This window comes from Algoriphagus confluentis (assembly GCF_036245625.1).
Taxonomy (GTDB): Bacteria; Bacteroidota; Bacteroidia; order Cytophagales; family Cyclobacteriaceae; genus Algoriphagus; species Algoriphagus confluentis.
The window spans coordinates 59,496-84,869 of record NZ_BTPD01000010.1; the positions used below are offsets into that span (position 1 = coordinate 59,496).

The following is a 25,374-nucleotide window of genomic DNA, read 5'->3' on the forward strand; positions in this document are numbered from 1 at the left end:
CGATTTTCTGGAGAATAGGAAATAGAAGTTTTGTTTTTTCCAATAAGAATTTGGGCTAGGTGCGACTAGGAAGAAGAGGTTGTACTAGCAATCTTCATCAGGTTTATTTTTCTTAACCTAAACAAGAAAAAGACCATAAAGGGCAAGGCAAACAAGAAAGGGAGTATAGTCAGGGTTACGACTAGATTTTGATCAATTGACTCCATCAGCCACTTACCCAATAGTATGCCCAATGCATTCCAAACTCCCACGATCCCGAAGAAAAGTGGACCATAGCTTAGTGCATGCCGAATTGGGTTGGAGCCTCGTGGGAATTTTTTGGACTTGAGGTAAAAGAGGCCCGAGCCTAAAAGGAATATATCTATAAATGTTCCGCCAACTGATACAGTCAGTCCTGTCAAACCTACAAAGAGTAAGGGGTTGTTTTCCATGTAGGGCAAGGTCCAAGGAATAGAACTATGCACCACTGTAGCATAAAGCAGACCGATCGTGAGCATCACTCCGGCGGGTGAATAGTTCGTGGTGAAATACCAAAATTTGCAATACCCTGCACCAGTGCCTACTACCCAATACATGGTGATGGCTGGGAAAAAAACCAGAAATAAAGCCAAATCAAAACTGTAGATCGGGATCAATTGACTCAAGCTCCAAGGAAGTACAGTAAGTGGAAGGAGCCAAAAGAAAAAGATTTCTATCAAGGTTCTATACTTCTGATAAGGCATGGGAGAGAGGTTTTTGTTGTTTTTCCAGAATCATATCCTCGACTCGCTGATGGTCTCCGGTATGGCTCCATCCGGGGGGCTGAATCAGATAATTTAATTTGTCTTTCCATTTGTCAGCAGATTTGATCTGTGACCAAAGCCAAGCCACGCCGGCTACTTCTACCTTTACTGGATTAAAGGTGTCGATATCTTTGGTCAGACCATAGACGGGTTTCTCTTTCGGGTCTTCTTTTTGGAAAGTTCCGAAAAGGATATCCCAAAGGATCAATACCTGTCCATAGTTTTTGTCTAGGTATTTGACATTTTTGGCATGATGGACACTGTGATTTTTGGGCGTAGCTAGGACATATTCCAGAAATCCCAAATCTTTGACCAGTTGAGTATGGTTGAAAATTCCGAATAGGTTAGTCAACACCACAATTACTGTAAATTGAAGGATATCCACGCCAAACAAAGGAGTGAGGTAGTAAATCCAACTCGTAGTGAGAAATCCATCCAAAAAGAAACCTCGACTTGCGGTGGTGAAATTGAACTCCTTGGAACTATGGTGCACATGGTGAAACGCCCAAAACAAACCCACCCGATGAGCCAGTCTATGCTCTGTGTAGTAGAAAAGATCATGGATCAAGAAAACCAAAACCCAGCCCCACCAACTGTAGGGCATTTCCCAAAGGCGGAAATGGTCGTAAATCCAAGTATAAACCGTGAAAAACACAAAGCCTGCCACCAAGGTGCCAACGACTAGGGTATTGAAGGCAGATATGGCCAAACTGGTAAATGCATCTTTTCCATTGTACCGAGTATGTCCAATAAAGTAACCTAACCGCTCAATAAAAATAACTGAAAGGTAAAAGGGTAAAAGAAGCTTGGTAGTTGCCTCACCTGTATCTACCAGCTGGACCAAAGCGTCCCAATATCCTGCAAGTATGTCAATCATGGGTTATTGAGTTTTTGCTAATGCAACTTGGTTCTTTTTCTTTTGGTCTTTTAAAATTTGCTGTGCAATCCATTGTGCATCAGAGGCAATCTCCCTAATCTGTCCTGTGGGAGAAATGTAGTATCCACAAAAGTAGAGCCCATCTTTTCCGGCAAATTGCTGTTTTTGGATGGGAAGGCTCAAATCTTGGATTCGCTCTTTGGTAAGATCCATCAAGTGTTGCCCATAATTCTTCTCATAGCCGATTGCGGCAATTATTCCATCCGCGTCCAGCGTTTTTCCATCTTTGAATACCACTTGATGAGGTTCCAAATGGCTGATTTCTCCAAAGACAGGACAGTTACCATCCCGGATTAGTTTTAAGGTTCCTAAGTCTAGGAGCGGCACCTGCTGATGGGTAGTGATTTGCTCTAAGGGCCCATAGGGAAGCTTTTTTAGTCCCAATTTTTCAATATCCCCTGTCAAAAATTTAATCAAAGGTGCATTGAGCTTGTCAGCGAGTTTGGGAGGAATGCTACTCATCCAGACTCCAATTTGTAAGACGGGTATACCCAAAATATCTCTTGGGAGAACATTAACTGCGGAACGAACCGAAAGGCTGGGAAAAGCACCTTGTTCGTGAAGATCCAAGGCGATTTCGCAGGCTGAATTACCAAAACCAACGACAAGCATTCGTTTTCCACGAAAATCCCGGCCTGATTTATATTGACTACTATGAAGGATGGGACCTTGAAACTGTTCCTCTCCTTTCCAATTCCCTTTTCTTGGTTTACCAAATGGTCCTGAGGCCAGGATCAGGTTTTCGCAAACGATGGGCTCTTTATTGGTGATGACCAGCCATCGTTCACCTTCTTTGTATATCCTTTGGGCTTCAGTATTGAGCTTAGGAAAAATCCCCATTTCCCAACAATAATCATCCAGGTATTGCACTACTTCTTGCCGGGAGGGGTATTTATCCGTTTTGGAAGGAAAAGGCAGGTGGGGAAGATGTGAAAGTGCCTTGTGCGTGTGAAGATGAAGCCTTTCGTAGTGATTTCGCCAAGGATTTCCTATCTGATCTGCTTTCTCGATCAAGAGGTAATTGACTTTGTTTTTTCCCAAACAGGCAGCACAAGCCAAGCCAGAAAAACTTCCTCCGATGATTAATGTATTTGTTTCGGTCATTTCTACAAAAGATTTCTGATCTCAAGAAATCAATTGCGTGGATAAAATTCTGTGATCTAGGTCAAAAAAATCAATCCCTCCAATAAAACACTACCTTCTGTCTTTCCTCCTGCTCCTGATTCTGCTCAGTGTTTCTCGGGTAATGCCCAAATAGCTGGCAATGTACTGATTGGGGATATATTGAATGATTTTGGGAAAATTTTCGCAGAGGTACTCGTACTTCTCTTCTGCATTCATGGTCTGAAACATGAAGAGTCTTGCTTGCTGCTGCAAGGCAAATTGGATCGTGAATAGTCGGCTGATTCGCTCCCAAGTATGGGATTTGAGATTGAGTGCCTCTAGGTTTTCAAGAGAGATCCAATAGAGTTCCGAATCGCTGAGTGCCTCGGTATTTTCTCTTCCGGGACTTTTTAGCTGAAGGCTGTCAAAGACCGTCAAAAAATCGCTGGGGAAAAAAAACCACACCGTATTGTCCTTGCCGTCTTTCAGTACATAATTTCTCAAAAAGCCCTTTTTGACGAAGTAAACATTTTTGCAGACTTCCCCTTCTCGAATCAGGTGTTCTCCTTTTCCGAGAAAGCGGATACGAAAGTTCTCCTCAATATCGGGGAGTAGTTCATCTCCTACACCGGGCACATGATTTTTGATGTATTGAGCTAATTCTCTCAAAGGAAATCGTTGAATAATCTTTAAACACAAAAATGCTGCTTAGGTTTTCCGAATGGGATTCCTTACTTTCCATCCTCTTCTCACCTTTTTCTTTTTAAGGGCTCGGCGTACTAGATTTTGATTTCGGAGCCAGGCAAATTGGCAGATTCATTTTTTTGACCATCTCAATTCCAGTGGGATGAGCTACTGATTACTTTTGGACAATAATCTCAAAATCCTCAAATCTCGCCTCACCTTGGGTACCGGGCATCATGATGGCAAAAGGAATTAAGATTTCAGTCTTCCTTGTAAATTTTGGAATTACCAACTCTAGCAATTGTCCGGTCAAAGTCCCAGAGGTTGGAGCATTTTCAGTAGTTAAGACGGCCGTTTCTACTGTTTGAGCACCATTATTTGAAAATAGGGCTTCATATATTCGTAATCCAATGGCCACGCCTGGCCCTGTCAATCCTTCCGAATACACTTTGGTCCGGAGAATGACCCTTGCATCCTTCGGGATATTGGGGTTGTAGATCTGCGTAAACCAATAGCCTGTGGTAGTAGATATTCTGTTTGGGACAGCGCTAATCACCAAAGCATTGGGAGCGGAATTGGTTCTTCTTTCACCTGTGAAACTCCCCTGTGCGTTGGAAAAAATCCAACTTCCCTCATTATCCCGAATAGTGAAAAACACGGAATCTGTATCAAATTCTTTGGCGTACTTGATACACTCTTCTTCAGCAGCTAACCGGTCAAAAAGTTCATTCAGATAATAATCTTTGTACTCCGGACTATCCTCATAATAGCCATAGAGATTTACATTTTCATGCATTATGGATAGGGGTCGATTATCACATAAAAAAGAATTGTCGTGCTGCAGGTTGAGAAATGCATGTCCGATTTCATGGAAGACAAAAATCTCCCGCTCAATATCTGAGTTGATCGTAAATCCACAGGAGGGGTCTTTTGAAATCAATACTTGCCTTCTTCCTGTCGGAGGGAAATTAGACCAGCCATATCCGCAAAATTCTCTACCATTTTGGGTGATTTTGTCATCCACATACTGAACATCCAAACCTGACATATCCAAGTTTAATCCTCTTGCCCTAGCTTCCGCTACAAATCGATCCACATAGATGGAAAGAGAAGGGAAAGGATCAGTTTCAAGAGCAGGGTCTTCTTTAGGGTCGCAGGAAAAGAACGCAAAAAATAGCAAAAGAAGAAATAGCGGATATAAGTTTTTAGTCATAAGAGTAGCTGGAAGATTAAAGAACGAACATTTAAAAATTATTGCATTTCCAAACTAGATAAATTTTTCTGAGTTGTTTCCAAATTAGCTTAGAAAGTTTCAATTCCCCTCCCAAACCCTCTTTTCCTCTACTATTTCCTCTCTGAGAATAGAATTCACATCTCCTTTGGCTCCTTGAAGCAAGTAGACGGTTGTTCCAGCCTCTCGTGCCAAGGGATGGGAAACCCGTCCGATCTCGGTGTAAGAATCGAAAAATCCCTTTTCCCTCTCGGTCAATGGCTCCTCCGCTATTCGGACCAAAATCAAATGACGAATCGGCTCCTCCAGATCAAACCAATACAAATAGTCTGCATTCATGGTGAAGGCCTCCAAACCGGAAGTTTTGGAATAAAAATTAACCGCTCCCGCCTCCCCGTAATTTCCGCAAAGCACTAAAACTCGTCCAGGCTCCTTGATTTGGGCTACAGCTTGGTCGACCAAGCTTCCTAATTCACTCCAGCCCAGCATATCGGCAAAGTCCTGTGGCAAAGGATATTCCTTGCCATCTTCCCAGCGATTGAGTCCCAGCTTGGCATAATTGGGTGAGGAGACCAAGATCTTCTCGGGTCTAACAGTGGGGTGAATTAAATTGAATGCAGGCAAAAACAGGATAATGGGCAAGGCCAAAGCAACTGGCCTGAGTTTTCTTATCCATCCGCTTTTACTCATTTTCTCCAGACTGAAAGCCGATAGGGCCAACAGGGTTGGATAAAGTCCCAAGGCATAGTACCCTTTGGCCTGAAAATATGCCAGAATCGCCAAGGTCATACCGGCAGAAAGCAAAACCCAGCGATAAGGCTTTCCCCAATCCGAAATCAAAAACCCAATCAGGGCCGGTAGGATGAGGAGAAGAGATGGGAAAATGAATAGGGCCTGTTCTGCCAGAAAGCCTGCTGCACTGTTATTGACCAATTGGAATTGCTGAAGCAATCGCATGTGGGTCAGTACAGGAAATCCGTGGGTGATTTGCCAGATCAGGGTGGGAAGAAAAAGCAGAAAAGCCAAGGCCAAACCTCCGTATAGGTGTTTGTTTTTGAAAAGTTTGGAATAGGTCAAAAGAAGGGAAAGCATCATCCCCAAACCCAGAAAGGCGATGGAATATTTGTTGAGCATGCCCAAGCCAAATGCCACACCAAGCAAATAGATCCATTTTGGATTTGAATTCTGAACCCATCGAATCAAGCTGTAAAAGGCCAAAGTCCAAAACAGGATATCTGGTGCATTGGGCTGATAGAGGATATTGACCCGGATCATGGCAGAGCAAAGCAGAAAAATGGCCGATAGGCTTTGTGCAAAAAGGCCTCCTCCGAGTCTTTTGACCAGATCCCAAGCCAAAACCAAAGTCAAAACCCCATACAATGCCGGAAAAAACCTCACCCAAAACTCCCCGCCTCTGAGCCCATTGATCAGCACCGAATTCCAGGAGATAAATGGGGGCACTGAAAGGTAGCCCCAAGCCAAATGCTTGGCCTGATCCAAATGCAGAAACTCATCCCGCTGCAAATCGTAATCCGGATGCACCGCCAAGTATTGCAGCGCAAACTTGGCGAGTATAAAGAATAGTAGCAGTAGGTATTCTTTTTTCATTCAGAATCAGAATTAGAGTGGAGGACTATTCTCTGAATTTATTGGAAGTTTGGGCATCAACCCGACCTGATCCAAAATCACCACTCCCTGCTCCGATCGGTCAAAAATGAATCGGATTTGATGGAGCTTTTCCAGCTGAAAATCCGGATTTCGAGAAGCCATTTTTACCAGATCAAACTGGAAAATCTGGAAGATGCTTTCCGTCTCATCCTTTTTGTCCAGAAACTGGATTTTCATCACCCGAGACTGAATTAAGCGCTGCAGGGGAGAAAATTCACTCAGGAGAAATGAAATTTGCTTTCCTTCGGTATCTACCAACTCCAAGGTAAGATCCAAAGGAGCCAAGGGCTTTTCTTCCTCCTCATCTTCTTGTTCTTCCTCTTTTTCTTCCGGCTCAGACTCTTCCTTTGGCTCAGCTTCTTCCTGATTTTCATCGTTGTTTTTTACCCACTTTCCACTGCTTTTTGGATTGGAGCTTTCGTTGGATTCAGCCAGTGAAAAAATCAACACCGAGCTAGAATCGGGACGGAAAGATTCGGGACCCAAAGTCAAGGTATAGCTGGCACTGATGGAATCCGGTAAAACTGGCTTTTGATCCCCGTCCCAATCCAAGCTATCCTTTCCAAAGTCCTCGTAATTCCAACCTAAGAAAACTGCCCGGGTTCCTTTCAGTCCATATTTTGGGACAACCTCTCCCTCTCTCCAGACACTCAGGTTTTTCCCTTGAGCTTTTCCTCCTTTGGGTAAAGAAAGAACATCAAAATCCTCATCATACCCCGCCCAAAACTGACTTCTTGAATCTTCAAACTGATTAAGGTAAATCGTCTCTGGGAGCCAATTTCGGCCTTTTCTGGCATCCATAAACAGGGGAAGGTACTCGTACTTTTGGTTGAGCGTAGCTTCCAAAAAGGCGCTGATATACACTTGGGCGATGGTTTCCTGCTCTTTGGCATCCATCAATTGTCCTCGGTTGAGTACACCGGAAAAAGTTGCCAGCATGTCATTGTCTCCCCAGCTGGAATTAAACTGCCCGTGGTTGGCATTGGCGACATACAGCCCTGCTTTGAATCGGTAAACGGAATCGGAAAAAGTAATTCGCTCAAACTGCTTGGCTCCGTCAAAGGACTCTACATCCTGATCCTGAGCTCCATGGATGGTCAAATAGCTGACGTTCGAAAATTTGGTCAGACTTCCCCCGGGCTTGTATTGCCCATCCACCGGAGCGATGGCGATGACCGATTGAATGCCAAAATGATAGCCCAAAGGTATACTTGCATCATCCGGGTAGTAATCCAGCTGATTCAGCATGGCTGCATGACCGACCGCCTCGCCTCCCCGTGAGTGTCCGATCAAGGAAAGCTTTTTCATATCAATCATCCCAAAAAGCTCATGGGAAGAATCTTGATTCCAGTCTTTCCATTGCCGCAGATGCTCCAAAAGCATCCAGCCCCTGGCATCGTTTTCTTTTTCCAAACCTTTGGAATAGTCGGTCCAAGAGCCGTTGAGGAAGTTTTCATCTACCGATACAAAAATAAATCCCCGAGAAGCCATCAATTCTCCCAAATATTCATAACCCGGATCGGAATAGTCCTGCATGGGATGATTGCCATGTACGATCAAAACCAGCGGAAAAGGGCCCTTTCCTTTTGGCTTCCAAACCCGTCCGTTCAAGGGTAACTCCCGGTAGTCAAAACCCCATTTCCAGGTTCGGTACTTTCCGGACCAGCCTTCCCATCGGTCAAGGAAGGGGGTTCCATCTACAGATTCTGTTGTATACTTGACTCCTCCGGCAAATTCCTCTCTCCGCTTGTCTTTTCCAGAGCCATAAGTAAAATATTCCACTTCGAAGGCACCGGGACTGGCCGGAGATTCCATTTCCAAGGGAGTGATTTTATCTGCTGAAAGTTGGGCAGCGTTGATCTGCTCCTCCATGTCTAAGCCTCGAATGGTGAGAAAGTAGAGAAAAGCACCTGAACCAGCCAAGCCTAAAATCAGTCCCAAAAAAGCGACGGCTTTCTTTGGAACGCTTAATTTCCCAAAGTGAGCCGGTCGTAAAACCCATATCCCGGCACCCAAAAGTGAAAAAACCAGCACCATAAATGCAGGAATTCTTGTGTCTCCCAGTCGCATCAAAAAAAGCAGAGGTATGGAGATCAGCAGTGCGATTTTATACGGCTTGGGGATTTCGACATATTTTTTGATCAGCCAATTGCCGAGGTAGCTTAGCAAAACACTACCGAGCACAATCAGTCCACCCAAAATCAATATCCAGGAATCGGCAAAGTTGATCCCCATCCCAAGGACCTCGATCACAAACAAGACCACCGAACCGATCAACAGGCCGATTCCGGCACCTTGAATGGCATAGTCTCCGGGTTTGATTTTATTGAAAAGGCGGGAAATCCAGTTTTGGAGTTTTTTAATGGAGGTTTTGAAGGACATGGAAATAGGGCTTTTTTCTCAGAAAGTAAGGGTTTTTTTGGGAACATGCCTGTCTTTCAGGGTGTTTTGCAGTTTACCCATTAAAAATCAACTTAAAGGTAGTCCCTTCACCCAGTGTGGAGCGGACCTGAATATTTCCCTTGTGCCGGCGCATAATTTGCTTGGAGAGAGACAGCCCGATGCCCGATCCTTTCTTTTTGGTGGTGAAGAAAGGAATGAAGATTTTGCTTAAGGCTTCTTCTTCGATGCCTTTTCCGGTATCCCAGACTTCCAAAATGATCTTTCCGGCCTCATCGATATAGGCTTTGAGGGTAATGGTTTTTTCCTCGGCATCCTCCAGGGCTTGAATGGCATTTTGGAGCAGGTTGATCAAGACTTGCTCGATTTGATTTTGATCTCCAAAGAGTATCAGTTCTTTTGGATTGAGTTCCTTCTTTAGCGTGATTCCTTGAGCTTCGAGCTGGTTTTGGAGGAGGATTTCCATTTGGTCAAAGAGCCCGGCAATCCCGATACTTCCGAACTTCGGAGGAGGAATATGGGCCAGGCTCCGGAAATCCGAAACAAAACTGATCAATCCCTCACTTCGCTTTTCGATGGTGCTGATGCCCATCATGCAGTCTTCCATATCGGCAGGAAGTAGAGGCTCATCGTGGTCGATTTTGTATTCCAGTTCGCCCTTCAGCGTACCCGCAAGGGAGGAGATCGGAGCGATGGAGTTCATGATCTCGTGGGTAAGAATCTTGACCAGGTTTTGCCAAGCTTCCATTTCCTTTTCTTCGAGTTCGGATTGGATGTTTTGGAGAGAAACCAGCTTGAATCGTTCTCCTCTCATCAGGAGCTCAATGACATAGACAGAGAGCTGCATGATCCCGTCGGGATGGGCTATTTTGATTAGCTCACTGCCGCCGGTTCTGAGATTTTGGATGGCTAGGTGAAGCTCCTTGTTGACCTGCTCAATCTCGGAAATGTTTTTGAGCTCGTCCACCTGCAGGATTCGCTTGGCTGCTACGTTGAGAATTTGGATGTCCCCATTTTCCCCAAAAGTGATCAAACCAATACTCAGGTGCTTGAAGACTGAGCGGAAATACTGGTAGTTGGCCTCCTTTTCGGCTTGATCTTCTTTGAGCTTGGCCAGGATGGCGTTAAACTCTATATGAAGATCGTCGGTTTCGGTCCCGTCAAATTTGACAGGATAGAGTTGAGTATATTTGTCCTGCTTGATATTGTCCAGAAAAACCCGGACTTTTTTGAAAGAGCTTTCGGAATACCGGAGCAAAAAAATCAACTGAAAGACCACGAGAATCAGGAATAGGGAAATCATAAAGACTCCCCAGTCATCGATGATGCCGTAGGCTAAAAGAAAAAGAGAAGCCGCCATCAAGGCGATTCTCCCAAGTAATCCTACTCTATAATCCATACTTTTCCAGTCTTCTGTAAAGAGAAGCACGGGTTAGTCCGAGCTCCTTGGCGGCTTTGGAGATGTTGCCTCCGTTTTTGTCTATGGCTTTTTGGATGGTGGTTCTTTCCATGTCGTCAAGATTGAGTGTATTGATCAAAGGCGCTTTTTCAGAGGCGGGCTTGGCAGAGAGGAAGAAAAAATCCCTGCTGTCCAGTTGATCTCCTTCAGCCATGATGATGGCCCGCTCGATGGCATGCTGCAGCTCCCGGATGTTTCCTGGCCAAGTGTAGCGCTGCAGGAGCTCCATGGCAGAAGGAGTGAAGCCGTTGAAATTCTTTCGGTACTTCTGTCCGTACTGCTTTAGGAAGTGATTGGCCAAAGTTGGGATGTCGTCCTGTCTTTCCCGCAGGGGAGGAAGGAAAATCTCTACGGTATTGATCCGGTAGAGCAAATCCTGACGGAAAGTATGGTCCTGCACCATCTCATGCACAGGCATATTGGTGGCGCAAATCAGGCGGATATCCACTGGGATGGCCTTGTTAGTCCCAATTCGGGTGACTTCTCTCTTTTGCAATACCGTCAGCAATTTGGATTGGAGAGGCATAGAGAGATTTCCGATTTCGTCCAGAAAAAGGGTGCCTTTGTCAGCAATTTCAAATCGGCCTGCACGATCGTCTTTGGCATCGGTAAAGGCTCCACGCTTGTGTCCAAAAAGCTCGGATTCAAAGAGTGTCTCCGTGATCGCTCCCATATCCACACCCACAAAAATTTCATCTTTTCTCAGGGAACGCTCATGAATGGCTCGGGCGATCAGCTCTTTTCCGGTTCCGTTTTCTCCCAAGATCAGCACATTGGCATCGGTTTGGGCTACCTTATCAATGATGGAAAAGATGTTTTTCATGGAAGCCGAACTCCCAATGATGTCAGCATAAGGTTTCTTCAGATCGGTCTGCAGTTGTTTTTGTTTGGATTGGAGCTTGTCTACCTCATTGTAGCTTTCTTTGAGCTTGACCGCCGCATGCAGAGTTGCGATAAGCTTTTCATTTTGCCAAGGTTTCAGGATAAAGTCCGTAGCTCCTTCTTTCAGCGCCTGTACGGCCATCTCCACATCCCCAAAGGCTGTAATCAGGATAACCACAGCCTTGGGATCGATCTCCTTGATCTGATTGAGCCAATAGAAACCTTCTTTACCCGAGGTGGTGTCTTCCCGGAAATTCATGTCCAGAAGGATCACATCAAAGTTGTTGTTGCTGATCAAAAAAGGAATCCGTCTGGGGTCTTTTTCCATCACTACTTCCCGGGCATGCTTTTTCAGAAGCATTTTTGCTGCAAAGAGTAGGTCTTCATTGTCGTCTATGATCAGGATTTTGCCGAGTGTCTGATTTTCCATGGTAACTTATTTGGGATTAGTCTTGGGAAAATGGTGCCAAGTGCATTTATGGACAATTTAGGCTTATTTCTTAGATACAGTGTTCGAAAATGTACGGATTTATACTGTTTCCGTACACTTCTGTCCGGTTGGGTGTCCGGTTTTTTCCCCTTACCTTTGTAACTCACTAAAATTAAAACACATGCAAGCAAAGAAAGGCGATGCTGTAAAAGTGCATTATACTGGAAGACTCGATGATGGAAGTGTATTTGACAGTTCGGTGTCCAGAGAACCCCTGGGATTTACCTTGGGTGATGGCAATATGATCAAAGGATTTGATGCGGCAGTCTACGGAATGCTGATTGGAGATAAGAAAACAGTAACCATTCCTGCTGCCGAGGCTTACGGTGAGCGCCGAGATGACATGATGATCGACGTTCCGGTAAGTCAGGTTCCCCCAAACATCACTCCTGAGATCGGACTTCAATTGGTCCTTCAGGGCGGAGGAGGTCAGCCTATGCCGGTGACAGTGGTAGACGTGACCGAGGAAAAAATCACCTTGGATGCGAACCACGAACTGGCAGGCAAAGATCTGATTTTTGACATTGAGCTTGTTGAGATCAATTGATCTTGAGACTCACCACAAAAATACCTCAGGCTTAGCTTGAGGTATTTTTTTGCCCTCAATGTGCCGAAATAGTCGACTAATTGCTTTCTCCTGTACTCGAGGATGACTTGGGCTTAAAAAAATTACTACCGGGATAGGTTTACAACACCTGTTGAAGCAAAGCTGAGGAGAAAGTCGTTTTTCAATTAATGTACTTCAGTCCTTCTGGAAGAGGATAGATTTCAATCCGGTCTTCTTTGACAAAGGTGATGATTTCCTGCCCGATCTGAAGGTAGTGTACCCCTTCTGAAGGCAATACACCGACATCAAAAATGGCTTTTAATCCCAAAGAGTACATTTTGAGTTTTTTTCCTTCTACCCAAAAAAGATTTTCCCTGTAGAAGCAAAGCCTTTGGTCGATCCTCAGATTTACTTTTTGAAGGAAATTCCCCTGATTGTCAAAAATGTAAATTCCCGATTCCGGGACATTCATGAAGAGGCGGTTTTTGAATTCTCTGATCTCGGAGACAGTAAGATTTTCCGATTCCAATATCAAATTGAGCGGCTGGGATTGGATGATCTGATTTTGTAGGTAATTGAGCCTTTTAAGGGACAAATCGGATTCATCCCAAGCCCAGATGATGTTGTTATTGCCCAAGGTTGCAGCTTTTGGCAAATTGATACCGGAGGAAAAAAATTGTCTATTGCTGAGCTCATTCAGGAATCTATCCATAATGCGGTATTCCTGAAGGTCGGCCGAAAAGGTGAAAATATTGACTGTCCAGGAAGCTTCCAGCTGATGTAATCTTCCTTGATTTACCGGGGAGTAGAGATTGAGTTGTTTTCCGTTTTTGTCATACAAATACACGTCACCAGAAGTATTGCTTGCGAAAATCTGATCTCTTGTATCCAATGAGACCAAATCCACATATTCCAGAGGGATTTCAGCAGTTGGATTGGAAAAAGTAAGCTCTCTTGGACCGGGGCCAGAAAATAAGCCGGAAAAAATAAAGAGTAGTATCAACAGGAAGGAATTCATTCTTCAAAGTGTTTCAGACGGGGCTCGGATTCGGAGAGCTCTAGGAAAGTGTACTGACTTACCCACTCTCCCAAGTTAAAATAGGTGGAATTGTCCGAAACTTCTAATTCCAAGGGTAGATGTCGATGGCCAAAAATATAGAGATCATGATGGGTTTTGGCTTCCAAATCTTTGCAATACGCCCAAAGCCACTCGTCCTCTCCGAGGAAATGGTTCTCGTTTTTTTCGATATTGGTAATTCTGCTGTGTCCAGACCAGGCTTTGGCCAGACGAATCCCCAGGTCAGGATGAAGCCAGCGAAACAACCACTGAGCCACTGGATTGGTGAAGACTTTTTTGAGCAACTTGTAAGTATGGTCTCCAGGTCCTAAACCATCTCCATGACCGACAAGGATTTTTTTACCATCAACCAAAAGCTCTATGGGATGAGCATAGACAGGTATTCCCAGTTCTTGGGTGAAATAATCCCTCATCCAAAGGTCATGATTGCCTGTAAAAAAGAGAATTGGAATGCCTTCCTCACGCAGTTGGGTGATTTTGGAAATGAAAGGAATGAACCCTTTGGGAATGACTTCTCGGTATTCAAACCAAAAATCGAAGATATCTCCGACTAAGAAAATTGCCGCAGCATCCTTTCGGATACTTTCCAGCCATCGGATGATTTTTGCTTCTCTTGCCCTGCTTGTTTCACGGTCAGGAGCACCCAAATGAAAATCCGAAGCGAAATAGATTTTCTTGCCTCTTAGATGAAAGTTCAGGGGTTGGGATTGCATGAGCTAAAGATACTAGGGGAGGGCAAAATTAAAAAAGCCCCGAAAAAATCCGGGGCTTTGGGATCAGTTGATCTGATTGTCTGGATTAGGTTCAGGTACGGGTTGGGAAGTAAGTGGATCCGAGCTTTCTTCTTTTCCTTCTTCTTCTTTGCTGACTAATTCAGGGCCTTTTGGAGCTTCCTTTTTGTTTGTATAAGCCTGATAAGTGGTCTCCTTGGCAAAAGGACGCTTACCGATCAGTTTCTCCAAATCAGACTGGAACAGGATTTCCTTCTCCAAAAGCTCATTGGCTAAAGTCTCCAATTCATTTCTGTGCTCCTTGAGCAAATCCAAAGTGCGCTCGTAGGCAAATTGAATCAATTTACTTACTTCCTGATCGATCATTTCCGCAGTAGCTTCTGAGTACGGCTTGGTCATCTTGTACCCATCGCTTTTGCTGTCGTAGAAGGAGATATTGCCCAGCTTTTCGTTCATTCCGTAAACGGAAACAATGCTGTAACCCATTTTGGTAATTCTTTCCAAGTCACTTAAGGCTCCTGTGGAAATCTTTCCAAAAACGATCTCCTCCGCTGCTCGGCCGCCCAAAGTCATGCACATCTCATCGATAAGCTGCTCTGTTTGGTACAGGAACTGTTCTTTGGGAAGATACTGGGCATAGCCCAAAGCTGCTACCCCTCGGGGAACGATAGATACCTTCACCAATGGGTCGGCATGCTCCAAAAACCATCCTGCCACAGCATGGCCTGCTTCATGATAGGCCACGATCTTCTTTTCTTCAGGAGAAATGATCTTGTTTTTCTTCTCCAAACCTCCAATTACCCGATCTACGGCGTCTTGGAAGTCCTGCATGTCCACAGCAGATTTATTTCTTCGGGCTGCGATAAGTGCTGCCTCATTACATACGTTGGCAATTTCTGCTCCGGCAAATCCGGGAGTTTGTGCGGCCAGCTTTTTGGCATCTACGTCGTCGGAGATTTTGATTGGCTTGAGGTGAACCTTGAAAATAGCCTCTCTGCCCACAATATCCGGCTTGTCGATGGAGATCTGTCGGTCAAATCGTCCCGGTCTCAACAAGGCACTATCCAGTACATCCGGTCTGTTGGTGGCAGCAAGTACAATTACACCTGAATCGGTTCCAAAACCGTCCATTTCCACCAAAAGGGAGTTGAGCGTATTTTCTCTTTCATCGTTAGAGCCTGGCATTTGGCCTTTTCCTCTGGATCGGCCGATAGCATCTATCTCATCGATGAAGATAATACAAGGGGCTTTCTCTTTGGCTTGCTTGAAGAGATCGCGGACACGGGCAGCACCCACACCTACGAACATTTCCACGAAATCAGAACCCGAAAGGGTAAAGAATGGAACTCCTGCCTCTCCGGCTACTGCTTTTGCGAGAAGGGTTTTACCGGTACCGGGAGGGCCCACTAGCAATGCACCTTTGGGGATTTTACCTCCCAGCTTGGTGAATTTGGATGGATTCTTCAGGAACTCTACGATTTCTTGGATTTCCTCTTTGGCCTCATCCAATCCAGCCACATTGTCAAAGGTGATTTTGACCTTGTTTTCTGCATCGAAAAGCTGAGCTCTTGATTTGCCCACATTGAAGATTTGTCCACCGGGACCGGATGGTCCGGCCATTCGTCTCATCATAAACCAGAAGAAGACAAATAGGAGGATTAAGAATCCAAAGCTGCTAAACCAGTTGGTCCAGTTTTCTTCCACTTTCACCTCAAAAGGAATTCTTTGATCCTCAGGGACTCGTTCTTGAAGTTTTTCAAAGTCTTCCTGGAATTTGTCAGGAGTAGTTACATTCAGGGAGTAATGCGGTCCTGAAGGATTGAAGAAGGTAGAATTACTCTCTAATTCAGTTTTGTATTTGGCATTCTGAAGGGCAGAAGGATTCAGAGTCACGTCGACACGATTCATATTTCGGACGATTACTACCTTGGACACATCACCCGCTAGATACATGTCCTCAAATCTTTTCTGCGTTATATCTATAACTACACCTCTCTGCTGAATCCATGTCAGTCCCAACAATACCAAAACTGCAGCAATAATCAGATAGAGCTGAAAATTAGGCTTTTGGGGAGGCTTAGGTACAAAATTTTTATTCTTATTGGTTTCGCTCATCGCTTTTTTGGTAATTCTATAAACTTATGCTAAAACGGATTACCCATTTGAAAGTTCATCCGGATTTTATTTTATACGCGTGGTTTTGGCATCCCCCCAAAGCTCCTCAAGTCCGTAAAACTCCCGTTTGTCTTTGAGGAAAATGTGGGCCACCACATTGACGTAGTCCATCAATACCCACTGCCCGTTGGATCGGCCTTCTATTTTCCAAGCAGGAGATTCTCCGGCCTTATGTACTTGCTGTTCGATGGATTGGGAGATGGCGTCCACTTGGGTATCTGAGTTGCCCGAGCAAATCACAAAAAAATCGGTAACGGTGTTTTTGATATTTCTCAGGTCCATCACCAAAATGTCAGAAGCTTTTTTTTCCTCCATCCCTTTGATGATAACTTTGCTCAGCCCTTCTGCTGTCATATAATTCATTTAATTTTAAATCGGCATTTAAATGCTCTCGTTTAGCCGAACCGAAAATTAATGTATAAAATTCTTGCCAACACCATTTTTCTGGGGAAAGATGTCCTTTTCCTGCCAGAGTGTCACTCGACCAATGACACAGCCATGCAGTTAGTCAGGTCAGAGAAAGCCAAAGAAGGCTCCGTGGTCATCTGTGGACATCAGAGCAAAGGAAAAGGCCAAAGAGGGAATTCTTGGGAGGTGGAGCCAGGAAAAAATCTCACCTTCACCTTGGTTTTGAGACCCGATTTTCTGGATATATCCCAACAGTTTTTGTTGAATATGATGGTTTCCAATGCGCTGCTAAAGGTGCTGAAAGATTACATTCCTGACCTTCAAGTCAAGTGGCCCAATGATTTGGTGGTGCCTGGAATTGGGAAGTTGGGAGGGATCCTTATTGAAAACATTGTCGGACTTTCCGGTTGGGAATATGCTCTTGTAGGAGTAGGGATCAACATCAATCAAATTAATTTTCTGCCCCAAAAGGCATGCTCTCTGTCTTCCTTGACCGGAAGTGATTACAATCTTGAAGAGGTCTTCAGACTGCTGATCGCTCAGCTGGAGCAAGGATATATTGCATTGAAAAAAAACAAGCACAAAGAAATAAGGGAGAACTATCTAAGGCATTTGTTCCGTTTGGAAGAATGGGCTTTGTATCAGATGGGAAAAAGGGAAGTTTTGGGTAAAATCATCGGGATCAGTTCGGACGGCAAGCTGGTCCTGGAATATGAAAATGGGGATCATCAAGAGTTCGGGTTGAAGGAAATCCAGTTTACTAACCTTTGATCGGGTTTTTGTATGCCGAATTTATGGGGTACCTTTGCGGCAGAAAAGAGTTTTTAACTGTTAATAATCAATACGATGTCAGAAATCAAATCTGAGAAATTCATCCAGTACAAAGTAAAGGACATTTCCTTGGCGGAGTGGGGAAGAAAAGAAATCAAATTGGCTGAGGCAGAGATGCCCGGCTTGATGGCTTTGAGAGAGGAATTTGGTCCATCCCAGCCATTGAAAGGGGCCAGAATCGCAGGATGTCTTCACATGACGATCCAGACTGCGGTTTTGATCGAGACTTTGGTGGCCTTGGGAGCTGAGGTGACTTGGTCTTCTTGCAATATTTTTTCGACCCAGGATCATGCCGCAGCAGCCATCGCCGCAGCGGGGATTCAAGTCTATGCTTGGAAGGGCATGACAGCAGAGGAGTTTGATTGGTGCATAGAGCAGACCTTGTTTTTCGGAGAAGAAAAGCAGCCGTTGAATATGATTTTGGATGATGGAGGAGACCTGACCAATATGGTTTTGGATCACTATCCCGAGTTGGTTTCCGGAATCAGAGGCTTGTCTGAGGAGACTACGACCGGAGTTCACAGACTGTATGAGCGAATGAAAAACGGTACTCTTCCCATGCCAGCCATCAACGTAAACGACTCGGTGACCAAATCCAAGTTTGACAATAAGTATGGCTGTAAAGAATCCTTGGTAGATGCTATCCGCAGAGCTACCGACGTGATGATGGCAGGTAAAGTGGCAGTCGTGGCAGGATACGGAGATGTAGGAAAAGGTTCAGCAGCCTCTTTGAGAGGAGCAGGAGCGAGAGTGATCGTGACTGAGATTGATCCTATCTGTGCACTTCAGGCTGCGATGGATGGCTTTGCTGTGAAAAAGATGGCTGATGCCGTGAAAGAAGCTGATATAGTAGTGACTGCAACGGGAAACAAGGACATCATCACCGGAGAGCATTTCAAAGCGATGAAGGACAAGGCCATCGTTTGTAATATCGGCCACTTTGATAATGAGATCGATATGGCTTGGCTAAACAAAAACTATGGCCAAACCAAAAATGTAATCAAGCCTCAGGTGGATTTGTATGATTTGGACGGAAAAGAGATCATTGTTTTGGCTGAAGGAAGATTGGTTAATTTGGGTTGTGCAACCGGACACCCTTCCTTTGTGATGTCCAATTCCTTTACCAATCAGACCTTGGCTCAATTGGAATTGTGGAAAAATCACGAGAACTATCAGCCGGGAGTCTACGTGCTGCCTAAGCATCTGGATGAGAAAGTAGCAGCACTTCACCTGGCCAAGTTGGGAGTAGAACTGGACACGCTTTCTGAAGACCAAGCCCAATATATTGGCGTGGAAGTAAAAGGTCCATTTAAGCCCGAGTACTACAGGTACTAAATCTCCACCTGTACTTGGCGGGATGATATAAAGCCTCGGGAAAACCGAGGCTTTTTTGTTTTCCATAAAGATGGGAGCTAATGCACAGAAAGGGAATATTTTATGGATTCAAAATCAGGATTCTCCCATCCGGCAGAGTGGCATTCACGAGAGGATTGCATTCCTCCTCGCTGGAAAAGGCAATTTTGTAGCTCAGTTCTCTAGTGGCACCTCTTTCGACGGTCCAAGTCTCTTCTCCTTCGAAGGGGAGAATCCATCCTTCACTGTAGCAGTTGATGAAAACTTCTTTAGCTCCAGAAAGGGTTTGTTTGAATCTTCTCCCCACAGGATTTATACCTTCGATGGTTCCTACAAAACTGATTGCAAAGGGCCTTGAAGAAAATCTGGAAATAAAGTAGGTATGGCTTCCTTTGGCAGTAAAGGAGAGGTTAGTATCGGTAATCAACCGGAGGTTTTCGAAACTTTCCTGGTTTTGGTTGGGGGACAAGGACTGAAATTGCCTAGTCCCCTGAATCCGGGATTTATCAAAATGATAGTCCTCGTATTCCATCCACCAAGTCGAGATCTGGGTGTTGGATAGTGAATAATCAATTCGGATTTTTCCTTTTCTGGAAAAGTTTCTTTCCTGCATGCAGGAATCTACGCTGTCATAATCCAAGGTAATCAGGCGAAGGGACTGGTCGATTTCGATCTTGGGACAGCCGGGTAGAGACTCGCTTTGCAGCCTAAAATAATCCCCATAAGTGAAGTTTGCTAGGTAACTTCCCTCAGTCAGTGCGGTGGACAAGGTGTAAAATTGACGCACTTCTTCCGATAAGTCTGTGGAAATCTCTCTTCCGATTTCCTCATTACAGGAACAGAATAACCCCAGAAAAAGAAGGGGAAACAATAGATTTTTCATAGTCAAGTGAGAAGATCCAACTTCTTTCAATTACCGCGCCTGATTGCTATCTTGGCTGAAACTAATCTTATCAACCCAATGAACTTTAACCAAGGAATGCTGAGAGCAGATGCCCTCAAAGATAAAAACATACTGATTACCGGAGGGGGTACAGGTTTGGGGAAATCCATGGGGGAGTACTTTTTGGAGCTGGGTGCCAACCTGGTCATTACCTCCCGTAAACTGGATGTACTCCAAGATACAGCTCAGGAAATGATGGAAAAAAAAGGGGGGCGGGTGATCCCTTTATCCTGTGATGTGAGGGACATTCAGCAAGTAGAAGAAATGTGGGCTCAAGCAAAAAAAGAATTGGGACAAATTCATGTGGTGCTTAATAATGCCGCGGGGAATTTTATCAGTCCCACGGAGCGACTTTCTGTCAATGCCTTCAATACAGTTTTGGATATCGTTTTGAAAGGTACTTCGCAAGTTACTCTGACTGCAGGCAAAGATTGGATAGCACAGAAGCAGCCTGGAGTATTTCTCAATATCGTGACGACCTACGCATGGACAGGTTCTGCCTATGTGGTCCCCTCAGCAGCAGCTAAGGCGGGAGTTTTGGCAATGACCCGGTCTTTGGCAGTGGAGTGGGCAAAATATGGAATTCGTTCCAATGCCATTGCTCCGGGGCCCTTTCCTACCGAAGGTGCATGGAGCCGACTCCTTCCCGGAGACTTGGTGAAGAAGTTTGACCCTGCCAAAAAAGTGCCTGTAGGAAGGGTGGGAGAGCATCAGGAATTGGCCAATTTAGCGGCCTATCTGGCTTCTGATTTCTCTTCTTTTGTCAATGGGGAAGTGATGACGATAGATGGAGGGGAGTGGCTCAAAGGGGCAGGGGAGTTCAATAATCTGGATCAAATCCCCGAAGCGATGTGGGACATGCTGGAGGCATCCAGGGGAAAAAAGCAATGAGCCCCAAAGTGATTTGGGGCTATCTGAAGGCAAAATGGAAAATCAGAAGTCTTTAGCCTTCTCCCTGTATTCCTCTTTCCCAACTTTGGTTTTGCTGGACGGATTCCTTGATGCTTTTTTTCAGGGAATTGTCCAGCATTTTTGTTTCTGTTTTGATGATGTTGAGCAATTTTTGGGTTTCTGGAGCATGACTTTCAGTCTCAAGAATCTCTAGAATCCCCATAATATTGGCCACTCTGGCTCGAAGGGAATGAGACTGCTGAAACGCTAAATCTCTGAGAAAATAATGATGTTCCCTGATCCAAATCTCCTGTTTCTTTTTTTCGGTGATATCAATGAGCAAGCCCTGAAGCATCAAAGGATACCCCTCAGGCGACCAATCGGTGGTCTTGCCAAACGCAATTACCCAAGTAACCTGATTGTTTTTTGAAATAATCCGGAATTCAGAACGGAAAGAAAGATTCCCTTTCGTTTTGAGATGGCTCTTAAGTTGGTTGCTGACTCTGTTAAGATCTTCATGATGAATATGCCGCTGCCACGAAAGATTGGGAATGGATTTGATTTCATCGGTTTGATATCCGAGCATCTGGGCCAGTCCAGGGCTGATGTTTTCCCGGTCATGACTGGGGTCAAACTTCCAAAACCCCAACAATTTGTTTTCAAGAAGACTGTCAACTAATTCATTGTTGTTGAAATTTCCGTCTATGAACTCACCCAACCCCAAACTATAGGGCTTTAGCGGATCTACTGGATGGCCAATTCCCAGGCAGGTCCCAAAATCCTCCGAAATGAAAAAAAACTCCCATTTGGTCAGCGTGGTCGTTTCATCCGGATGATTGATTTTTTGTAGCTCGACGAAAAAGGATTGATGACTGTTTTTCCAAGCCTTTATCCTTTGGTTTTCATATTTTGTCCATTCCGACGAAAGAAAACAGTCTGCGAAAAAAATAGGCTTTTCTTTGTAATCGAATAAGCTGGGTACTGGCCCAATTCCCGAGTCTGAGGATAACACCCGTCCAGACTTATCCAGTGTCACTTGCAGGAAATATTCCGAAGTGATGGCTAACTGGCTAAGTACCTGAATGGATTCCCAACTATTCATGTGTCAAAGATAAAATATTAGTAAATACGATTTAACAAAAGGCAAAAAAAATTATTCAAACTGCATAAAAATAGGTCTAAAATGGAAAATCTTTCACTTCAACTGAATCAATCATTCTTCGGAAGTCCTGAAAATAAGGGTAGGGTTTTGACCAAGGACGAGGCTTTGGGCTTGCTGGATGATTGGGTGAAAAATGAAAAACTTCAAGTCCATATGAAGCAGGTTGCGCACCTGATGAAATCCTATGCCAAATCCCAAGGATATGATCAAGCCACTTTGCACCGATGGTATTTGGCTGGGTTGCTCCATGATGCAGATTGGGACCAATGGCCTGAGCAGCATTGCAGTAAAATCATTAAGGAATTGGAATCCCGAGCAATCGACCCTGAAATCATCCGGGCGATTGCGTCTCATGGGCCAAGGTATTTTGGAGTCAATCCCGAGACCGAGATGGACAAGATGCTTTATGCCTTTGATGAACTGAGCGGATTTATTCATGCTTACTCTTTGATGAGACCGGAGGGATATCTTGGGATGGAAGTAAAAGGGGTGAAAAAACGGCTTAAAGACAAAAAGTTTGCCGCCCAAGTCAGCAGGGAGGACATTCGGGACGCTGCCGAGCGGGCTGGCATTTCCCAAGAAGAATTAATTCAGTTTGTCATCGATCATCAGCGGGACGCGGATCTTTTCTAATTAAAAAGCCGTGCCCTTGCTGGGCACGGCCTCATCTATTCCTGCTCGACTTCATTGACTGGGCGGAAGTTACCGGGCGGAAGTTGTTCGGCTACTTCATCTTTTTCGAAGGGGAAAACCTCCACAATGGGGCTCTCCGTAATATCCGGTACCCGAAAACTCACCAGCATATTGCTCAAGCTTTCCTGAATCCGATCGTAGGCCTGCTTGATATCCTCTGCCGTGACAATCATGAATTGGGTTACCTTCTTTTCTTTCCCTGAATCTGCATCGGCGATGAGATACGTGATTTTGCACTTGTGCCAGATATCGGCATCCTCGTAGTAAAAGACATCCACAATGTTGCTTTTGCTTATCCCGGTGACTTGGAAATCACCACGGATTTGGGACCCCAAGCGATCGTAAAGAATGGCCTCCGCCTCGGTAAAAGAGACGGCGTCTACCAAGTATTGTTCGGAAATGCTTTTTAGCAAGCCTTCCTCGTTCTCCTTCGCATATTTTACTTTGCACAAAAACCAAATTCTCATTTTTCCAGCATTTATTTCTTGGCCGAAAGTACTTTTTCTAGACGAAAGCAGCGAGCGATTACCCTTGGAATCTTCAAAGATTTTTTTGTTGCAAGTTTAATTTGCTTAGAGCCAAATTTTTATTCTTTGTATTTCGACCTGCGCCCCAAGTCTCTAACAATAAAAAAGAGATATCTTAAGAGACCAAATAACACTATGAGAGATAAGTTAATTTATAGTTTTCCTGTCCAGCTTTTTTTGTTGCAATTGAGGAAAAATCTGGCCCTTCTTCTGGTTTGGGTGATACTTTCCGGAATCATTTTGGAGCAGTTCGGAGTGGTCCTGGGGATTCCTTTTCTTTTCCTGGACCCGGAATACCTTCATCAAGTTTCCTGGATAAGTTTTTTCCTGATGGGAGTGGGTTTGGCCATTCTTACTATGGCCTATCACATGACTACCTACATCATGGATGGAAGCCGGTTTCGGTTTTTGGCCATCGTACCCAAGCCATTTATCACCTACTGTGTCAACAATTCTCTGGTTCCCCTCCTTTTTTATTTACTCTATACTTTCAAATTTGTCACTTTTCAGCTGGACAATGACCTCCCCTCCGACTGGTATGTTTTGCAGTATTACCTGGGATTTGCCGGCGGGAGCATTTTGACTTATATTTTGATTTTCGGCTATTCCGCTCTTACCAACAAGGACTTCTTTATTCTGTTTGCAGGGTCGGTCAATAAGCGGCTCCGCAAGGTAAAGCTTACCCGAGCAAGTACGCTGAGCAGAATTAAGGAGCTGAAAGATAAAAAAGAAAGGGTAGAAGTATTCTTGGATTATCGTCTACGGGCACAGGATGTCCGTCCGGATATTGCCCGCTTTGAAAAGGGGCAGTTGTTGAGGGTATTCGATCAAAATCATCTTAATCTTCTCAGTATTCAGCTGTTTCTGATTTTGTTCGTTTTGATTTTGGGCTTGTTCAAAGAGCAGGAATTCCTGATGTTCCCAGCAGCGATGAGTTCCCTGCTGCTTTTGTCAATTTTGATTATGCTTGTGGGAGCGGTTAGTTTTTGGCTTAGGGGATATTCTACTTTTACGGTGGTGATTTTGCTGTTTATGGGCAATTACTTTTCCAACCTTTCTGTATTCAATCGACCTCATGAGGCCTTTGGCTTGGATTATTCCCAAGACCCAGCGCCCTATACTGTAGAGCGACTGGATGATCTTCTCCATCCGGATACTTTAACTAAAGACCAAAAAAACATCATCCGAATTCTGGAGAATTGGAAAAGAAGAATAGGAGGAGAGGCTCTACCCAAATTGGTCATTGCCGCTGCAAGTGGTGGGGGACAAAGGGCTAGTTTATGGACTTTTCATGTCTTGCAGACGATTCATACCCTGACTGATGGAGAAGCTACAAGACACACCAAGCTCTACACTGGGGCTTCAGGAGGCGTGATTGGGGAGGCCTTCTTCCGGGAACTGTACTTCCGGTCTTTGTCCGATTCTGAAATGCGTCTTTCTGACACCCGATACCTGGACCAAATCTCTGCTGACAACCTCAACCCCATTCTGTTTACCCTCCTTGTAAATGATCTTTTGATTCGTAATCAAAAATTCAGCTACCAGGGTTTTAACTACCTCAAGGATCGAGGGTATGCTTTTGAAAAGCAGCTCAATGACAATACTGAGGGAATATTGGACAAACCGCTTCACGCCTACCTGCAACCTGAATCTGAGGGAATCATTCCTCTCTTGCCCGTCACCTCTCTGATTACCAATGATGGGCGAAAATTGGTCATTTCACCTCATTCTATGTCTTTTTTGGGAAGTTCGGTTCTTGGCAAAACCATCCCGGGAGAAAAGAAGCAGTCTATTGATTTTCTCCGGTTTTTTGAAAATCATCAACCCCAAAATCTCCGGTTTCTCACCGCTTTGCGAATGAGTGCTACTTTTCCTTTCATCACACCCAATATTCAGCTGCCTTCCAGGCCCCAAATGGAGACCATGGATACAGGCCTTTCAGATAATTTCGGTATTCAGGATGCGCTACGCTTTATGTATGTATTCAGAGAATGGATCAGTCAAAATACATCAGGGGTAATACTAATCACGATCAGGGATTCTGAAAAGACCACAGAAATCCCCGAAACAGAACTTCCCCGTATTTTTCAGAAAGTCTTTAACCCACTAAAAAACATCTACGCCAACTGGGATAATGTGCAGACCATTCAAAATGAGGTGTTGTTCAATTACATGTTGGAATCCATGCCTTTTGGATTGGAACGGGTGGAATTTGAATATGCACCCGGAAAATCTCAGGCAACCCAGCTTACCGGAAGTCAGGAAACGATGCAAAGGGCCTCACTCAACTGGAGACTGACTGCAAGAGAAAAGAAATCAATTCTGATGAGTATCAATACCCAAAAGAATCAGGCAGCACTTCAAAGACTGGTGGAAATCTTTCAAAAAGAGGAATGAT

Annotated in this window: 22 protein-coding genes; 6 read left to right on the plus strand and 16 right to left on the minus strand. The window is 44.6% G+C overall.

The window, feature by feature from the left end; all coding sequences use genetic code 11:
• Positions 1–65: 65 nt before the first annotated feature.
• The 9 genes from AAA943_RS15620 to AAA943_RS15660 all read right to left on the minus strand — a co-directional run bounded on the left by AAA943_RS15620 (position 66) and on the right by AAA943_RS15660 (position 11,577).
• Positions 66–722 (minus strand): hypothetical protein, encoded by a 657-nt coding sequence (locus tag AAA943_RS15620; protein WP_338225202.1) that lies wholly within the window; start codon positions 720–722, stop codon positions 66–68.
• On the minus strand, positions 703–1,659 hold the full coding sequence (locus tag AAA943_RS15625) for a sterol desaturase family protein (protein WP_338225204.1): 957 nt from the start codon (positions 1,657–1,659) through the stop codon (positions 703–705). The genes AAA943_RS15620 and AAA943_RS15625 overlap by 20 nt, the downstream gene beginning before the upstream one ends.
• A gap of 3 nt (positions 1,660–1,662) precedes the next feature.
• Positions 1,663–2,823: a flavin-containing monooxygenase gene (locus tag AAA943_RS15630; RefSeq protein ID WP_338225205.1), complete on the minus strand. Its 1,161-nt coding sequence runs from the start codon at positions 2,821–2,823 to the stop codon at positions 1,663–1,665.
• Positions 2,824–2,913: 90 nt separating this feature from the next.
• On the minus strand, positions 2,914–3,492 hold the full coding sequence (locus AAA943_RS15635; protein ID WP_338225206.1) for a Crp/Fnr family transcriptional regulator: 579 nt from the start codon (positions 3,490–3,492) through the stop codon (positions 2,914–2,916).
• Positions 3,493–3,682: 190 nt separating this feature from the next.
• Positions 3,683–4,720, minus strand: coding sequence for a hypothetical protein (locus tag AAA943_RS15640; protein WP_338225207.1), 1,038 nt, complete (start codon positions 4,718–4,720; stop codon positions 3,683–3,685).
• A 99-nt stretch (positions 4,721–4,819) separates the two neighbouring features.
• On the minus strand, positions 4,820–6,346 hold the full coding sequence (locus AAA943_RS15645; protein ID WP_338225208.1) for an ArnT family glycosyltransferase: 1,527 nt from the start codon (positions 6,344–6,346) through the stop codon (positions 4,820–4,822).
• Between the two features lie 12 nt (positions 6,347–6,358).
• Positions 6,359–8,788, minus strand: coding sequence for a poly(ethylene terephthalate) hydrolase family protein (locus AAA943_RS15650; protein WP_338225209.1), 2,430 nt, complete (start codon positions 8,786–8,788; stop codon positions 6,359–6,361).
• A 73-nt stretch (positions 8,789–8,861) separates the two neighbouring features.
• Positions 8,862–10,205: a sensor histidine kinase gene (locus AAA943_RS15655; RefSeq protein ID WP_338225210.1), complete on the minus strand. Its 1,344-nt coding sequence runs from the start codon at positions 10,203–10,205 to the stop codon at positions 8,862–8,864.
• Positions 10,195–11,577, minus strand: coding sequence for a sigma-54-dependent transcriptional regulator (locus tag AAA943_RS15660; RefSeq protein ID WP_338225211.1), 1,383 nt, complete (start codon positions 11,575–11,577; stop codon positions 10,195–10,197). Before AAA943_RS15660 ends, AAA943_RS15655 begins: the two co-directional genes overlap by 11 nt.
• A gap of 181 nt (positions 11,578–11,758) precedes the next feature.
• Between AAA943_RS15660 and AAA943_RS15665 the strand changes: the two genes are divergently transcribed.
• Positions 11,759–12,184, plus strand: coding sequence for an FKBP-type peptidyl-prolyl cis-trans isomerase (locus AAA943_RS15665; RefSeq protein ID WP_338225212.1), 426 nt, complete (start codon positions 11,759–11,761; stop codon positions 12,182–12,184).
• 181 nt (positions 12,185–12,365) lie between these two features.
• Here the strand turns inward: AAA943_RS15665 and AAA943_RS15670 are convergent, their stop codons facing one another.
• The 4 genes from AAA943_RS15670 to rsfS form a co-directional block, all read right to left on the minus strand.
• Entirely contained in the window at positions 12,366–13,202 is an 837-nt protein-coding gene (locus AAA943_RS15670) for a hypothetical protein (RefSeq protein WP_338225213.1), read from the minus strand.
• Positions 13,199–13,975 (minus strand): UDP-2,3-diacylglucosamine diphosphatase, encoded by a 777-nt coding sequence (locus AAA943_RS15675; RefSeq protein ID WP_338225214.1) that lies wholly within the window; start codon positions 13,973–13,975, stop codon positions 13,199–13,201. Before AAA943_RS15675 ends, AAA943_RS15670 begins: the two co-directional genes overlap by 4 nt.
• A gap of 63 nt (positions 13,976–14,038) precedes the next feature.
• Entirely contained in the window at positions 14,039–16,108 is a 2,070-nt protein-coding gene (gene ftsH, locus AAA943_RS15680; protein WP_338225216.1) for an ATP-dependent zinc metalloprotease FtsH, read from the minus strand.
• A 66-nt stretch (positions 16,109–16,174) separates the two neighbouring features.
• Complete coding sequence (gene rsfS / locus AAA943_RS15685; protein ID WP_338225321.1) at positions 16,175–16,522, minus strand: ribosome silencing factor; 348 nt, start codon at positions 16,520–16,522, stop codon at positions 16,175–16,177.
• A gap of 60 nt (positions 16,523–16,582) precedes the next feature.
• On the opposite strand from rsfS, the gene AAA943_RS15690 reads away from it, so the two are divergent.
• Positions 16,583–17,347: a biotin--[acetyl-CoA-carboxylase] ligase gene (locus AAA943_RS15690; RefSeq protein WP_338225218.1), complete on the plus strand. Its 765-nt coding sequence runs from the start codon at positions 16,583–16,585 to the stop codon at positions 17,345–17,347.
• A 75-nt stretch (positions 17,348–17,422) separates the two neighbouring features.
• Positions 17,423–18,742, plus strand: a complete 1,320-nt coding sequence (gene ahcY, locus AAA943_RS15695) for an adenosylhomocysteinase (protein ID WP_338225219.1) — start codon at positions 17,423–17,425, stop codon at positions 18,740–18,742.
• A 100-nt stretch (positions 18,743–18,842) separates the two neighbouring features.
• Here the strand turns inward: ahcY and AAA943_RS15700 are convergent, their stop codons facing one another.
• The gene (locus tag AAA943_RS15700) at positions 18,843–19,643 is read right to left on the minus strand and encodes a hypothetical protein (RefSeq protein ID WP_338225220.1); all 801 of its coding nucleotides are present in this window, start codon (positions 19,641–19,643) and stop codon (positions 18,843–18,845) included.
• A gap of 78 nt (positions 19,644–19,721) precedes the next feature.
• Here AAA943_RS15700 and AAA943_RS15705 point away from each other — a divergent pair, with 78 nt between their 5' ends.
• Positions 19,722–20,594, plus strand: a complete 873-nt coding sequence (locus AAA943_RS15705; RefSeq protein WP_338225221.1) for an SDR family oxidoreductase — start codon at positions 19,722–19,724, stop codon at positions 20,592–20,594.
• Positions 20,595–20,646: 52 nt separating this feature from the next.
• On the opposite strand, the gene AAA943_RS15710 is transcribed toward AAA943_RS15705, so the two are convergent.
• The gene (locus tag AAA943_RS15710; protein ID WP_338225222.1) at positions 20,647–21,696 is read right to left on the minus strand and encodes a PAS domain-containing protein; all 1,050 of its coding nucleotides are present in this window, start codon (positions 21,694–21,696) and stop codon (positions 20,647–20,649) included.
• Between the two features lie 81 nt (positions 21,697–21,777).
• On the opposite strand from AAA943_RS15710, the gene AAA943_RS15715 reads away from it, so the two are divergent.
• Complete coding sequence (locus AAA943_RS15715) at positions 21,778–22,389, plus strand: HD domain-containing protein (RefSeq protein ID WP_338225224.1); 612 nt, start codon at positions 21,778–21,780, stop codon at positions 22,387–22,389.
• A 35-nt stretch (positions 22,390–22,424) separates the two neighbouring features.
• Here the strand turns inward: AAA943_RS15715 and AAA943_RS15720 are convergent, their stop codons facing one another.
• Positions 22,425–22,916 (minus strand): DUF4494 domain-containing protein, encoded by a 492-nt coding sequence (locus AAA943_RS15720; protein WP_338225225.1) that lies wholly within the window; start codon positions 22,914–22,916, stop codon positions 22,425–22,427.
• 195 nt (positions 22,917–23,111) lie between these two features.
• Between AAA943_RS15720 and AAA943_RS15725 the strand changes: the two genes are divergently transcribed.
• The gene (locus AAA943_RS15725) at positions 23,112–25,373 is read left to right on the plus strand and encodes a patatin-like phospholipase family protein (RefSeq protein ID WP_338225227.1); all 2,262 of its coding nucleotides are present in this window, start codon (positions 23,112–23,114) and stop codon (positions 25,371–25,373) included.
• The last annotated feature ends 1 nt before the right edge of the window (position 25,374 follow it).

Excerpts from the sequence above, each read along its gene's own strand:
- AAA943_RS15665 (WP_338225212.1), top strand. The coding sequence starts at position 11,759 with ATGCAAGCAAAGAAAGGCGATGCTGTAAAAGTGCATTATACTGGAAGA.
- AAA943_RS15670 (WP_338225213.1), bottom strand. The coding sequence starts at position 13,202 with ATGAATTCCTTCCTGTTGATACTACTCTTTATTTTTTCCGGCTTATTT.
- AAA943_RS15655 (WP_338225210.1), bottom strand. The coding sequence starts at position 10,205 with ATGGATTATAGAGTAGGATTACTTGGGAGAATCGCCTTGATGGCGGCT.
- AAA943_RS15660 (WP_338225211.1), bottom strand. The coding sequence starts at position 11,577 with ATGGAAAATCAGACACTCGGCAAAATCCTGATCATAGACGACAATGAA.
- AAA943_RS15645 (WP_338225208.1), bottom strand. The coding sequence starts at position 6,346 with ATGAAAAAAGAATACCTACTGCTACTATTCTTTATACTCGCCAAGTTT.
- AAA943_RS15715 (WP_338225224.1), top strand. The coding sequence starts at position 21,778 with ATGGAAAATCTTTCACTTCAACTGAATCAATCATTCTTCGGAAGTCCT.
- AAA943_RS15625 (WP_338225204.1), bottom strand. The coding sequence starts at position 1,659 with ATGATTGACATACTTGCAGGATATTGGGACGCTTTGGTCCAGCTGGTA.
- AAA943_RS15630 (WP_338225205.1), bottom strand. The coding sequence starts at position 2,823 with ATGACCGAAACAAATACATTAATCATCGGAGGAAGTTTTTCTGGCTTG.
- AAA943_RS15720 (WP_338225225.1), bottom strand. The coding sequence starts at position 22,916 with ATGAGAATTTGGTTTTTGTGCAAAGTAAAATATGCGAAGGAGAACGAG.
- AAA943_RS15705 (WP_338225221.1), top strand. The coding sequence starts at position 19,722 with ATGAACTTTAACCAAGGAATGCTGAGAGCAGATGCCCTCAAAGATAAA.
- AAA943_RS15690 (WP_338225218.1), top strand. The coding sequence starts at position 16,583 with ATGTATAAAATTCTTGCCAACACCATTTTTCTGGGGAAAGATGTCCTT.
- AAA943_RS15725 (WP_338225227.1), top strand. The coding sequence starts at position 23,112 with ATGAGAGATAAGTTAATTTATAGTTTTCCTGTCCAGCTTTTTTTGTTG.
- ftsH (WP_338225216.1), bottom strand. The coding sequence starts at position 16,108 with ATGAGCGAAACCAATAAGAATAAAAATTTTGTACCTAAGCCTCCCCAA.
- AAA943_RS15700 (WP_338225220.1), bottom strand. The coding sequence starts at position 19,643 with ATGAAAAATCTATTGTTTCCCCTTCTTTTTCTGGGGTTATTCTGTTCC.
- AAA943_RS15675 (WP_338225214.1), bottom strand. The coding sequence starts at position 13,975 with ATGCAATCCCAACCCCTGAACTTTCATCTAAGAGGCAAGAAAATCTAT.
- AAA943_RS15620 (WP_338225202.1), bottom strand. The coding sequence starts at position 722 with ATGCCTTATCAGAAGTATAGAACCTTGATAGAAATCTTTTTCTTTTGG.
- AAA943_RS15650 (WP_338225209.1), bottom strand. The coding sequence starts at position 8,788 with ATGTCCTTCAAAACCTCCATTAAAAAACTCCAAAACTGGATTTCCCGC.
- ahcY (WP_338225219.1), top strand. The coding sequence starts at position 17,423 with ATGTCAGAAATCAAATCTGAGAAATTCATCCAGTACAAAGTAAAGGAC.
- rsfS (WP_338225321.1), bottom strand. The coding sequence starts at position 16,522 with ATGACAGCAGAAGGGCTGAGCAAAGTTATCATCAAAGGGATGGAGGAA.
- AAA943_RS15710 (WP_338225222.1), bottom strand. The coding sequence starts at position 21,696 with ATGAATAGTTGGGAATCCATTCAGGTACTTAGCCAGTTAGCCATCACT.
- AAA943_RS15640 (WP_338225207.1), bottom strand. The coding sequence starts at position 4,720 with ATGACTAAAAACTTATATCCGCTATTTCTTCTTTTGCTATTTTTTGCG.